Consider the following 12,648-nt stretch of genomic DNA (forward strand, 5'->3'; position numbering starts at 1 on the left):
GGATTTTTTTGTCTTAAGCAAAGCAACCCGATTGATAAACGCTTAGTCCAGAAAGCGCGCCAGAATCAGATCGTTGATTTCCGCCACATGAGTAATCGGCGCCATATGGCCCCAGGGCGTCTGCTTGAATTCAAGGTTGGGCAGACTTTCCTTCATGCGTTCACTGATGCGCCGGGATGACAGCGGGCTTTTCTCTCCCGCCATCAGATAGGTGTTGAATGGAAAGCTGGCGTAATCTTGCAGTCGTGTGGGTTCTTCTATCAGCGCTTTGAAGTCCAGCGCTACTTTTCTAATTTGTCCGCTTAGCGCGTTACGAATATCCGAAGGATAACGTTTGAATGCGCCCGGGCCGGACCAGTAATCAATAAACTGCTGAGTCGCCGACATCTCGTCGTTTTGCGCGAGGGTCCGCTCCAATCCTTTTACGACGTCCACAATCTCCAGAAATGCCGGCTCCTCGGGCGAAAGCAGATGAAACGCGACCGGCTCGTAGATGGTCAGGCTGAGAATGCGTTCGGGGTATTGCGTCGCAAATCTCAACGCAGTGGCGGCGCCATAGGAGTGGCCGACTACATGCAGCGGGGCGTTGTCCTGCTGCTCCTGCTCCAATACAGCAAGGACGCGATCCACTTCGTCCTGCAGGCGGAAGCGCTCCGCCAGATGGGCCGGGTAGGGGGCTTCGCCGTATCCCCATAGATCCACCGCCAGGGTGCGGTAGTTTTCCTGCAGTTGGCTGGTGAGCATTTTCCATTGAGCTTTGGAGCTCATTGAGCTGTGCAGGAGCAATATAGGCTGGCCTTCACCGCCAACCTTGTATCCAGTCAAAGACTGCATAGTGACCTCGCAATTTCCACAATGTTTTATATTTATTCAATCTCGGGTTCTATCCATGAAAATTCCGCGTATATTACCTATCTGTAAGGAAATATTGATAGTTAAAACATTATCTCCCGAGTATTACGTGTTACGGTAATTAATACATAGGATTTATTCGGAAGTGCAGGTTTTTAAATGAATTTCCGGATTATTTCCAGATTAGAGGACGCGGTTGAACGCGCTATGAACGGCATAAACATCGTTCCCATGGCGGATATATAACCCATCCCGCCGGCGTTCAGTCCTTGGTTGAGTTCGCAAAACCCCAAGGAGGAGAACATGACCGTTTTGCTTCTGTTATTGGCGGCGTTGGCGTTGGCTTATTTCGGCGCTGGCGCGTTGTCCTGGACAGTCCTTTTCACTATCGCCGCTCTGGCTTTCTCGTTCACCGATCCGGGCTTCGCCGGTTTGTTGGTCGTCTGGGGGCTGTTTATCGCGGCGGCGGTGCTGCTTAACTCCTCTTCGATACGACGGCGCTGCGTCACTGCGCCGATTCTCGCCTGGGTGGGCAAGACGCTGCCGGGGATTTCCGATACCGAGAAAGAAGCCATCGAAGCGGGCACCGTTAGTTGGGACGGCGACTTGTTCACCGGCATGCCCGACTGGAACAAGCTGCTCGCGATGAGCAAACCTACCCTGACCAAAGAAGACAAAGCCTTTATCGACGGACCGGTGGAGCAGTTGTGCGAAATGCTTAACGACTGGGAGATCACGCACCAACGCTATGATCTGAGTCCGTCGACTTGGAAATTCATCAAGGAAAATGGCTTCTTTGGGATGATCATTCCCAAAAAGTATGGCGGGCTGGAGCTATCCGCGCTGGCGCATTCTACTGCGGTGATGAAAGTCGCTACCCGCAGCATCACTGGCGCAGTGACGGTCATGGTGCCCAACTCGTTGGGTCCTGGCGAGCTTCTGCTGCATTACGGCACAGAGGAGCAGAAGGATTATTACTTGCCCCGTCTGGCCAAAGGTGAAGAAATTCCCTGCTTTGCGCTGACGGCGCCCAAGGCGGGTTCAGATGCCGGCGCTATCACCGACAAAGGCATTGTCTGCAAAGGCGAGTGGGAAGGTAAGGAAGTCATTGGTCTGCGTCTGACCTGGAACAAGCGATACATCACTTTGGCGCCGGTAGCCACTGTGTTGGGATTGGCGTTTAAAGTGTATGACCCGGACCATCTGATTGGCGACGAAGTCGAGCGGGGTGTTTCCTGCGCTCTGATTCCCACCAGCACTCCGGGCGTAAAAACCGGCGCGCGCCACTTGCCCCTGAACACCGTGTTTATGAATGGGCCGACCTGGGGCGAAGATGTCTTTATTCCCATGGACTTTCTGATCGGCGGCGAGAAATACATCGGTAAAGGCTGGGCGATGTTGATGAACTGTCTCTCCGTGGGACGCGCTATTTCGTTGCCGGCATTGAGCGCCGGGGCTGGCAAACTGTCCAGCCTCACCAGCGGCGCCTATGCCCGTATTCGTGAGCAGTTCAACCTGCCGGTCGGGTACTTCGAGGGCGTTCAGGAAGCCTTGGCGCGAATTGGCGGGCTGACTTATTTAATGGATAGCGCCAGAGTGATGACGGCGGGGTTACTGGATAATCACGAAAAACCTGCGGTGCCTTCTGCCATCTTGAAATATCACAACACTGAAAAAATGCGCGCTGTGGTCGGCGCGGCGATGGACGTGCACGCCGGACGGGGCGTTATCAAGGGGCCGCGCAACTACATCGCGCGGGTGTATCAGGCGATTCCCATCAGTATCACGGTGGAGGGCGCCAATATCCTGACGCGCAGTCTGATGATCTTCGGGCAGGGCGCCATTCGAGCGCACCCTTATCTGTTGCAGGAAATGGAAGCGGCGCAGAATCCGAACAAAGAAAAAGCATTGGATGACTTTGATCATCTCTTCTTCAAGCATGTGCGGCGCAACATGCAGCTCACGGCGCGATCTTTGGTGCTGGCTTTTACTGGCGGCACGGTTGCATCAGCGCCTGAATCGGCGAGGGAAACCAGACCCTATTTCCGTGATATGACGCGTCTGGCGGCGGCGTTTGGTCTGGTCAGCGACGTGACGCTGGCTTCCCTGGGGGGAGAACTGAAGCGGCGCGAGATGATTTCAGGGCGTCTGGGCGACTGTCTAAGCTACCTCTATCTGGGCTCAAGTGTCTTGAAGCGTTTTCATGATGATGGCTGTCCTAAATCGGATGCTCCGCTGATGCACTGGGCGATGCGCTACTGCCAATATGAAATTCAGAATGCGTTGCATGAAGTGCTGCGCAACTATCCGGTGAAGGCGCTGGGTCTGCTGTTGAGACCGCTGGTGTTTCCTTTGGGACGCCACTTCGAGCGCGCTGACGACGCTATTTGCCGTGAGATTGCGGAGATGTTGCTACAACCCTCTGAAGCGCGCGACAGATTGGTGGACGGCGTCTACCGTAATACCCGTCCGGATGATCCGGTAGGTCGAATCGAAAACGCCTTCCTGAAGAAAGTCGGTGTGGCCAACCTGGAGAAACGCATCAAGAAGGCGATTAAAGCCGGAGATATCCCGGATAACGATTTATACGCCATGCTGGAGGCGGCGGTGAACAAGAAAATTCTCACTACAGACGAGGCGGAGCGATATCGCGAAGCGGAGGAAGCGGTGGACGACGCCATTCAGGTCGACCATTTTGACCCTCACGAACTGCCCGTAACGCAATCCGACTAACCTTTCTCCATACCAGGTCCCAGGCCGGCGTACCTTGCGCCGGCTTTTCTCAGGCTTCCGCTATGTCTTGAACGTTATTTCCTTGGATAGTCGCTCTGCGTTTGTTATGAATACCGTGTTCCTTCAACGCAACAGAGAGACGAGTGTGAAAACCTACGAAGATATCCTCGACGCCATGTACGCGTTATACAGCGATGCATTCTCCAATTCGCTTCCCGTCAAAGAAAGCATGAGAAGCTTATGGAGCGAACCTGACAGACTTGACTGGATTGCGATAGGTCAAGAACAGGAGAGTTGGTATCTGAACTTCGCCTGCGGGGAGGCTATCGCAGAGCACACGTCCGTTCGCGGCTATCTGGCCAACGCAGCGGAATACCTGAATAAGGACAGATCCCGCGGTGACAAACTATTGGACATGATCCGCTACGAGCTGATTGACTGGACGCCATTTGAAGAGGAAGACGACGTCAGCGACGACCAGGGAGAAATGAATGAGTTCATCATCTATAGCGCCCTACACTTGGTCGCCGCAAAGCTGCGCAAAGAAAGATTGCCGCAACTCTCCGTCACCCTGGCGGACCCACTGGAAGTGACCGTATTCGACGATATCGAAGCCTCCAACTTCGACGCATCCACACCTCAGTACAATGGCGCAGAACTGACCAGAAAAGACCTGCTGGAAATGTTGCCAACGCTCTGCCGAGAACAACCACACAGAGACTACCTGACGACGCTACTCAAACTTGATCGCAAAAACCGTGAGAATGCGCTTGCGATTGCTGAGAGGTTTGTTTGACCGTGTGTCCATCAAAATTTGTACTCAAGAAGGATATTTCAGCATGTGGTTCAGATATCTAGGGGCTTTAGCGTTAATCGCAATGTCTTTCGTAGCGAGGGGAGACATCTTGTGCTCAGCGACAGCAGAAAATATCAAAGGGTTTAATGATGGCAACGTGTTCAGCAAGGAGGCGGTGCTCGATGGCGTGCAAGGAACCCAGAATGGCCACGTTAAACTTCATAGTGAAGCCGGTTATGAGTTCTGGCTGGTGTCCGCCGCTACAGTAAATAGCAATGGGAAGACGCAGCGTAGTTTCTATACGGAACTGCATTTGCCTACGGGCTTGATAGTGCGCTCTCCCAGTGCGCTTAATTCTGATGAAAAACGGGCCCGAATTGAGTTGATAACCTATCCCCAAAACAGCTACTTATACGACAGTATGCTGCTGTTTACGTGCGTGCAGTACTAAATGCGCGACCAATCACCGTTGCCGATAGGGGATCTGGCAGTAGGTGATGCCGTGTTTTGGGCTCAGGCGGTGTTTGGTCAGGAACATATTGAGTGAGTTCATGGACAGGTTGATGTTGGGCGTCGGCCCAAGATAAATGTGTTCGAGGTAGTGGTTGTCGTTGCTGCGGGTGGTCAGGTTGAACTCGAAGTAGGGCACCAGCATGGAAGCGCCTTCCCGAAACTTCACTGGCGAGTTCAGGTAGTCCGTCACGCCGGGGGAGACAATGCGCCATTCCTCCTCTTCCTGAAAGGAAGGGTGTTTTAATATCGCGGCGATGCGCAACAGGTCTGATTCGATCATCTCAAACACGCCATGGTAAGACTGCGATGGCGGAAAATGTGTGGGGCCTGCATGTTCGCCGTGTTGCTCAGCCAGCGCCTCCACCACATCCATCACCTGGCGAATGAGAGTCGTTTGCTCCTGGTGGCTGTAAATGCACTTGCCTACTTGAAACGATTGCTGACTGGCGCACTCCAGAATATGCGCGGCGGGAAAGCCCACGCTGACGCCTTTGCCCATGGAGCTATAGCCGCGCCACTGGCTCAGCAGATTGCCGTTGGAGCGAAACGAAGCCCCGAACAGCATATGTCCGTTAGTGATGCGATGAGCGATCCAGTCCCGGAACTGGTGCAACAGGCCGGGTTTGGGATGACTGTCGGCGATGCGGCGATCTACTTCGGCGCTGATTAAGTCGGCGGTATGCTTCAACTCGGCGGAGTCGTTCATATAGCGAATATCGCTGGCCCACAGATTACCGCTTTCCACTATGCCCAGCAGGCCGGAGAACGTGGTGTAGTGGTACAGCGTGTCGACGGGTATGTCTGAGTACAACTTGGCGGTGATGTCCTGAATCATGGCGCTCGCTTCGGTCTTTGTTTTCGTTGCAGTGGAATACGTGGGGACGGTGTCCGGGTCAAACCCAGACATTATCCTCCGCCGTTCGCTCTCCGCCAGCGTCGCCGGTATTCGCCACGCCTCTGGGCTCAATCAGCATGGCCCGACACTCATTCTCTGCGAAAGGCTTATGCTCCACGCCCGCCGGTACGACAAACATTTCTCCCGCCTCCAGTTTCACTTTTCCATCTCGAAATTCAATGCACATCTCACCTTCGATCACCATAAACACCTCATCCGTGTCTTCATGGCGATGCCACACAAACTCACCCTGGATCTTAACTACCTTGAATTGATAGTCATTCATCTCCGCAATCACCCGCGGCGACCAGCGTTCACTGAACTTGGAGAATTTTTCTTTTAAATTGATGGCGGTATGGTTCATTTTTCACACGCTTGAGTACAGTCATACAATCTTTCAATCTAAGTCGATGTGAGAGTGCGGTCAAATGCCTTTGGTGAAAAATGTCAATACGACGTAGTCGACTCAATAGATTGCAGGTAGCTAGCACAATAGCAGGGACCACTCTTGGAAGGAGTTAGATATGAAATTCGCCATGAATCTCGTATAGGTTGAAAGTGCACTAGTGCTAATGGATGATTTAAAATATTCATTACGCATTTGGTATTTGAAGGTGGTTCAAGCCTTTATATAGGGATAGCTAAGTGAAAGAGTATTTGAAACGTATACATACGCTTGAGGATGCGGCCAAAAGCTCAGGTTATAACACTGCTCAAATAATTACCGCATTTCGGAAAATTTACTACGATTCTACGACCGCTTCCAAAAATTATGCAGGGAGCGCCATCGGTGGTGGAACATGGAATATCCTGATTCCTGGCGCCAATGCCAGTCCTGCCATATGGAGTAGACTAGCAGCCGAAAGGCAATATGTTGCTATGCACAAAGAGGTTTCTGTGGGTGGAAAGCCTGTTGACATGGGGCATGTGTTTTGTGGCTTGGATGCGGATAATCATTTTTCAGTGATTGCGTTGGCCCATCTGATAAAAATGAGTTCGAACAAGGAGGCTGTCACCTTCGTGGGGGATTTAGGGAGCGTGGTGGTCGAATATTTACATGGTGCTTCAGGTAGTTTTTATAATGTCGCTAGAATAAAGAATATAATTGAGCTTGTCCGCTTCTATGATGGACCTAATGGTTTTATTAGTGATGCAGATATGGCGGGAAATGCGGATGCATACGCGATTGATATAAAGACAGGTGAGTCGATTTACGGAGCATTTTCAAGGTATTATATGGGTGGTTATTACACGAGTCGTTATAGTCAGTTTCGTCGCAAAATTAATGCTGATAAGACGGGAATTCATACATACTTGACCAACGAAGTTATGAATGTTGCACTAGCTTATGCAGCATCGAAACCAAAATATCGGCAAGATGTGGTTACTGTGACTTCTGAGCCGGAATTTGGGGCTAAGTTTTCAATTTTTGGGATTGACATAGGTTCACCCACTTGGTGGGAAGCATATTTTAATATTTCTGGTTGGACCGTAGAGTTGTTTTTAAAACGCATAGCTTCAAAAAGTTACTAACTAAAGATATGAAAGAATTGATTAGAAAAGCAGCGACTCAATTTTGTGCGTTATTATGTGTTGTTTCCCTTCATGCTTGTAACAACGAAGTCTCAATGTCAAATAATGAGCAGAAGCTTTCTCTGCCAATAGCGATTAACTGCGCTGAAGTTGCAGTGCCGGATTCCAGCAATTTGCCCGTTTTGCAGACGCTCAATCAGGTGGCCGCTCTTGAGCGCGCCCGCGAGTACTTAGCTTACACGTCTTGCCAGAAGCAGTTCCCTGAAGGATTCTTGATGTCTCCGTACTTTTTTGCTCCAGAAGACTTGGGGACAACTTTCACTGCTGTGGAGTTTAGCGAAGGCTTCAATAAACAACCGAGTTCATTGAAAGTCGAGACGGATACCGGCATGGCGCTGCTGTTTTGTTTTAACAAGATGGTTATCAACTGTAATGTCTCGGCACAGTGCGAGTGTCCCTACGACTTCAATAGCGAGCCGAAAGTCAGCGGAGGCTGAGCCGTAAGGGCGTTATCCAGGACCAGGTGCTTTGCCGTGAAGGCTGAGATATTATCAGCGGCATTCTTTTCATGACTTCAAAGGAATAAAAACAATGAATTTTGAAGACTTTAAAAAGTGTGTTTGTGAGGCGAAAAGCGCGCATCCTTTTTGGTTTGATTTTGAGCCGGACGACGCGCCGGATCAGGATAGTCTTATTCGCGCCGAGCAAATGCTGGAAGCCCGGTTACCGCAGGAGTACAAAGACTTTTTGCTGCAGTATGGCGGCGGCTATTTCGCTTTCGGCAATGTCTTTTCCCTGGAGGAAGGCAGTGAGTGGAATCTGATTGATATCAATGCTGAATTCGCCCATCTTCGCGCAGGCCGCGTGTTGATTTCAGAGAACAGTAATGGGGACTTCTTCGGTTTTGATGTGCGGGACGGCGTATGTCAGTCAGAGCTGTGTTTCTGGGATCATGCGCAAGAGTGCTGGCAAAGCAGCGGCTACACGAATCTATTTGAGTACTTGAGTAAAGTCGCTCTCACCAATTAAAGCGGGACAAGGCCAACTTGGCGTTGGCCTCTTGTACCTCTTTTCTACAAACCTGCTACGACAAAACCGCTATAGCGTCGCCTGCGCCAATGCCTGCTCCAGGTCCGCGATGATATCGTCCTTGTGCTCGATGCCGATGGATAGGCGCACCATATCCGGAGAGACGCCGGCTGCGGCCTGTTCTTTTTCATCCAACTGCCGGTGTGTGGTGGTCGCGGGGTGACAGGCGAGGGTTTTTGCGTCGCCGATGTTCACCAGTCGCTTGACCATCTGCAAGGCGTCGATGAAACGGCCGCCGGCTTCTTTGCCGCCCTTGATGCCGAAACTCAGTACAGAGGAAGGTTTGCCGCCCATGTACTTCTGCGCCAGCTCGTAATAAGGACTGCTCTCCAGACCTGGATACTTCACCCAGCTGACGCTGGGGTGGGACGCCAGAAACTGGCATACCGCCATGGCGTTTTCCACGTGTCTCTCCATCCGCAGCGACAGGGTTTCGACGCCTTGCAGAATCAGGAACGCGTTGAATGGCGACAGGGCAGCGCCCATGTTGCGCAATGGCGCGACCCGTGCGCGACCGATAAAGGCGGCGTCGCCCAGGGCTTCGGTATACACCACGCCGTGGTAGGAGGGATCAGGCTCGTTGAGCTGCGGAAAGCGGGGGTTGTCCTTCCAGGGAAAACGGCCTGAATCTATGATCACGCCGCCGATGGTGGTGCCATGGCCGCCGATGTATTTGGTTAATGAGTGCACCACGATATCGGCGCCGAAATCGAAAGGGCGGCACAACACGGGAGTGGCGACGGTGTTATCGACAATCACTGGTATGCCGTGTTTGTGGGCGATTGCGGCGAGTGCTTCAAGATCGGCCACATTTCCGGCGGGGTTGCCGATGGACTCGCAAAAAACCGCTTTGGTGTTTTCATCGATCAACGCTTCCATGGAGGCGGGATCGTCGCTGTTGAACATGCGCGCGGTGACGCCGGATTGCGGCAGGGTGTGAGCAAACAGGTTGTAGGTGCCGCCATAGAGCTGATTGACGCTGATGATATTGTCGCCGGCGCGGGTCAGCGTTTGAATTGTGGCGGTGATCGCCGCCATACCTGAGGCCATCACCAAGGCCCCGATACCGCCTTCCAGCTGCGCCATACGCTGCTCCAATATGGCGTTGGTCGGGTTCATGATGCGGCTGTAAATATTTCCTTCCACCTTCAGGTCGAACAAATCAGCGCCATGCTGAGTGTTGTCGAAATAATAGGAGGTGGTCTGATAGATCGGCGCCGCGACGGCATGCGTGGTGGGGTCGCCGGCAAAGCCGCCGTGAATGGCGATGGTCTCTTGTTTCATGGATCTCTCCGCTGCGCGTAAGGAATGGGTTTGCTCTGTGCTTGTTCGCGTCAGCCCCCGTAGAGACGGGCTAACTATTTGTATCGTTTAGAGAATCGTTGATATTAACAACGGCCCGCAACAGAGTGTACCGCTCGTTGGCGCAGGTCAATATGCCTGGCGTCTGAATTTGCCTTGCATCCTATTTGAAACTAGCATTGGCCTTGTAGACCTCCTGAAAACGAGCTGGCTGCCGTTTTGCGGAGCTTCCTGAATTTCAATTGCTGGATGACTGGCGCGACATGCGTAAACAATCTCTTCACATACTGCTGGTCGTCGTTGGCTGGACTTCCGTTGTGCTTGGCGTCATTGGTATTGTGTTGCCGTTATTGCCCACCACGCCCTTTATTCTGCTCGCCGCCGCCTGCTTCGCGCGTTCTTCGCCGAAATTCCATCACTGGCTGGTGTCTCATCGCCATTTGGGACCAATCGTAAAGAACTTTGAGTCAGGGCGCGGCGTCACCCGCAAGGTGAGATTGCGGGCGTTGATCTGTCTGTGGCTGGGACTCGCCATTTCCATGGTGGTCGTCGGCAAATTATGGAGCCTGATCATGCTCAGCGGCATTGGCGCCTGCACTACCTTATATCTGTGTCGTCTGCCGACCTGTGAAGAGGACGCGGGCGAGCCCGAATCCCAGGTTAACTAACCGGCCGCGAATTACTCGACGACCGGCTCTTCCCATTCCGTATTGAATTGCAGATCCGCCAGACGTGCGTAGAGTTCGCTGTCGCGGATCAGTTCGCTATGAGAGCCCAAAGCTTCCAGGCGACCATGATTCAACACGGCGATGCGGTCCGCGTTTTTCACCGTCGCCAGACGATGAGCGATCACCAGCGTTGTGCGTCCTTCCATCAGACGTTCCAGAGCCTGTTGCACCAGATATTCGCTTTGTGCGTCCAACGCGCTGGTGGCTTCGTCCAACAACAGAATGGGAGCGTCGGTGAGTATGGCGCGGGCGATGGCGATGCGCTGCTTCTGACCGCCGGATAAGCCAAGACCAGCGTCCCCCAGACGGGTTTTGTAGCCCTGTGGGAGCGCGGCGATAAAATCATGTGCGTTCGCGGCTTTGGCGGCGGCCTCGATTTCCTCCTGCGTGGCGTCTGGTTTGCCGTAGCGTAAATTGTCTTCTATAGAGCCGAAAAACAGGGCTGGCGTTTGCGACACCAGGGCGAAGCAGCGGCGTAAATCTGTAGGCTCAAGCTGTCGAATATCCACGCCTTCCAGACGGATTTCTCCAGCTTTGCAATCAAAAAAGCGTAGCAGCAGGTCAAACAGAGTGGATTTGCCAGCGCCGGATGGGCCGACCAGCGCCAGGGTTTCTCCCGGCGCAACATCCAGATTCAGGTGATCGATGGCGTTGGCGTCCGGCCGCGCCGGGTAGGAGAAACTGACGTCGCGAATAGACAGATTGCCGGGGATCAGCTCAGGAAGGCTCTTCACGCCGAACTGCGGCGCAGTGATTTCATTCTTCGACTGCAGCAGCTCCACGATGCGTTCCGCTGCGCCTGCCGCCCGTTGCAATTCGCCGATGACTTCACTGACGGAGCCTACCGCTGCGCCCACTAACACGCTGTAGAACACGAACGCCGCCAGTTCGCCGCCGCTGATGCGTCCTTCGATGACATCCAGCCCGCCGATCCAAAGCATGGCGCCGACCGCGCCCAGCACCAGAACGATGACAACCGTCACCAGGATGGCTCGTTGCACGATACGCTCCTTGGCGACGTTGAAGGCGTCTTCAACGTGCTCTGAAAAGCGTTGTTTATCCAACTTTTGATGGTTGTAGGCATGAACGGTTTTTATCTGCCCAAGCACTTCGCCGATATAAGAGCCGACATCCGCCACTTTGTCCTGACTGCGCCGAGACAAACCGCGTACTCGTCGCCCGAATATCAGAATGGGAGACACCACCAGGGGCACGGAAATCATGACAATGGCGGTGAGTTTTGCATTCGTGATGAATAGCCAGATGATCCCACCGATCATCATGATGATATTGCGCAGCGCCACCGAGACGGAGGAACCAATAACCGATTGCAGCAGCGTGGTGTCAGCGGTCAGGCGGGATTGAATCTCCAGCCCGCGATTGCTTTCAAAAAAGCCGGGATGCAGCTCAATCAGGTGATCGAACACCTTGCGTCGGATATCCGCCACCACACGCTCGCCGAGCCAGGTCACCCAGTAGTAACGGGTGAAGGTGCCGAGCGCGAGTGCGACGATCAGACCCAGGAAGATAAGCACATAGCGGGACAGCATTTGCTCAGACTGAGTCGCCAGGCCCTGATCGATAAGCAGTCGCACGCCTTGTCCGATGGACAGAGTGATGCCGGCGGTGAAAAACAGCGCGCAGAGTGCGAATACAATTTGTCGTTTGTAAGGAAGAATAAACTCAAACGTGGCTTTGAGCGCCCCGATGCGGGCTGTAGAAACGTCTTGCTGCATGGGCGGACCGTTGTGGGGTGGTCGGATAAAGGGTTGAAGTTATTTATGGAGGGAAAGTCGGGAAATTTAAAGAGGGAAAGTGGAAAAAGAGACGCTGATTACAGAATAAAGAAGGTGGAGGGGGAGAGAAGGGCGACGTTATGAACATCGCCCTCGGCGCTCTTAGTCAGTGCGCTTGGTGACTTCCAACAGGTGGTAGCCGAACTGAGTCTTGACTGGACCCTGAACAGTGCCGACTTCCGCACTGAAAACCACTTGATCGAATTCTTTAACCATTTGACCTGGGCCGAATTCACCCAGCTCGCCGCCATTGCGGCCGGAGGGGCACTGAGAGTGTTCTTTGGCCAGAGCGGCGAAATCCGCTCCGTCTTCGATCTGCTTTTTCAGATCGTTACACTGATCTTCGCTGTTTACCAGGATGTGACGCGCGCTAGCCCGTGCCATGGCAGTCTCCTCATATTTACGTGGGTT

General features: G+C 53.0%; 13 protein-coding genes. 7 read left to right on the forward strand and 6 right to left on the reverse strand.

Annotation, left to right across the window (positions count from 1 at the left end; all coding sequences use genetic code 11):
* Positions 1-42 precede the first annotated feature (42 nt).
* Positions 43-834: an alpha/beta fold hydrolase gene (locus KP814_RS14540; RefSeq protein ID WP_216737439.1), complete on the reverse strand. Its 792-nt coding sequence runs from the start codon at positions 832-834 to the stop codon at positions 43-45.
* Between the two features lie 321 nt (positions 835-1,155).
* Between KP814_RS14540 and KP814_RS14545 the strand changes: the two genes are divergently transcribed.
* The 3 genes from KP814_RS14545 to KP814_RS14555 all read left to right on the forward strand — a co-directional run bounded on the left by KP814_RS14545 (position 1,156) and on the right by KP814_RS14555 (position 4,832).
* Positions 1,156-3,585, forward strand: a complete 2,430-nt coding sequence (locus tag KP814_RS14545) for an acyl-CoA dehydrogenase (RefSeq protein ID WP_216737440.1) — start codon at positions 1,156-1,158, stop codon at positions 3,583-3,585.
* A gap of 145 nt (positions 3,586-3,730) precedes the next feature.
* A complete protein-coding gene (locus KP814_RS14550) occupies positions 3,731-4,381 on the forward strand; it encodes a hypothetical protein (RefSeq protein ID WP_216737441.1) in 651 nt (216 codons plus the stop codon).
* Positions 4,382-4,424: 43 nt separating this feature from the next.
* On the forward strand, positions 4,425-4,832 hold the full coding sequence (locus tag KP814_RS14555) for a hypothetical protein (protein ID WP_216737442.1): 408 nt from the start codon (positions 4,425-4,427) through the stop codon (positions 4,830-4,832).
* Positions 4,833-4,844: 12 nt separating this feature from the next.
* Here the strand turns inward: KP814_RS14555 and KP814_RS14560 are convergent, their stop codons facing one another.
* Both KP814_RS14560 and KP814_RS14565 read right to left on the reverse strand, forming a co-directional pair.
* Complete coding sequence (locus KP814_RS14560) at positions 4,845-5,801, reverse strand: DUF2971 domain-containing protein (RefSeq protein WP_253938383.1); 957 nt, start codon at positions 5,799-5,801, stop codon at positions 4,845-4,847.
* Complete coding sequence (locus KP814_RS14565) at positions 5,788-6,153, reverse strand: cupin domain-containing protein (RefSeq protein ID WP_216737443.1); 366 nt, start codon at positions 6,151-6,153, stop codon at positions 5,788-5,790. Before KP814_RS14565 ends, KP814_RS14560 begins: the two co-directional genes overlap by 14 nt.
* A 281-nt stretch (positions 6,154-6,434) precedes the next feature.
* On the opposite strand from KP814_RS14565, the gene KP814_RS14570 reads away from it, so the two are divergent.
* The 3 genes from KP814_RS14570 to KP814_RS14580 all read left to right on the forward strand — a co-directional run bounded on the left by KP814_RS14570 (position 6,435) and on the right by KP814_RS14580 (position 8,351).
* Complete coding sequence (locus KP814_RS14570) at positions 6,435-7,322, forward strand: hypothetical protein (protein WP_216737444.1); 888 nt, start codon at positions 6,435-6,437, stop codon at positions 7,320-7,322.
* Between the two features lie 8 nt (positions 7,323-7,330).
* Positions 7,331-7,819, forward strand: coding sequence for a hypothetical protein (locus tag KP814_RS14575; RefSeq protein WP_216737445.1), 489 nt, complete (start codon positions 7,331-7,333; stop codon positions 7,817-7,819).
* Between the two features lie 94 nt (positions 7,820-7,913).
* Positions 7,914-8,351, forward strand: coding sequence for an SMI1/KNR4 family protein (locus tag KP814_RS14580; protein WP_216737446.1), 438 nt, complete (start codon positions 7,914-7,916; stop codon positions 8,349-8,351).
* Positions 8,352-8,420: 69 nt separating this feature from the next.
* Here the strand turns inward: KP814_RS14580 and KP814_RS14585 are convergent, their stop codons facing one another.
* Entirely contained in the window at positions 8,421-9,695 is a 1,275-nt protein-coding gene (locus tag KP814_RS14585; RefSeq protein WP_216737447.1) for an O-acetylhomoserine aminocarboxypropyltransferase/cysteine synthase family protein, read from the reverse strand.
* A 281-nt stretch (positions 9,696-9,976) separates the two neighbouring features.
* On the opposite strand from KP814_RS14585, the gene KP814_RS14590 reads away from it, so the two are divergent.
* Positions 9,977-10,381 carry a YbaN family protein gene (locus KP814_RS14590; protein WP_216737448.1) on the forward strand — a complete coding sequence of 135 codons (405 nt, stop codon included), beginning with the start codon at positions 9,977-9,979 and terminating at the stop codon, positions 10,379-10,381.
* An 11-nt stretch (positions 10,382-10,392) separates the two neighbouring features.
* Here KP814_RS14590 and KP814_RS14595 read toward each other — a convergent pair whose 3' ends face one another.
* Entirely contained in the window at positions 10,393-12,177 is a 1,785-nt protein-coding gene (locus tag KP814_RS14595) for an ABC transporter transmembrane domain-containing protein (protein WP_216737449.1), read from the reverse strand.
* Positions 12,178-12,339: 162 nt separating this feature from the next.
* The gene (locus KP814_RS14600; RefSeq protein ID WP_011398176.1) at positions 12,340-12,621 is read right to left on the reverse strand and encodes a peptidylprolyl isomerase; all 282 of its coding nucleotides are present in this window, start codon (positions 12,619-12,621) and stop codon (positions 12,340-12,342) included.
* Positions 12,622-12,648 lie beyond the last annotated feature (27 nt).

Origin of the sequence: Hahella sp. HN01, assembly GCF_018986435.1 — a bacterium.
In the GTDB taxonomy this organism is placed as follows: domain Bacteria; phylum Pseudomonadota; class Gammaproteobacteria; order Pseudomonadales; family Oleiphilaceae; genus Hahella.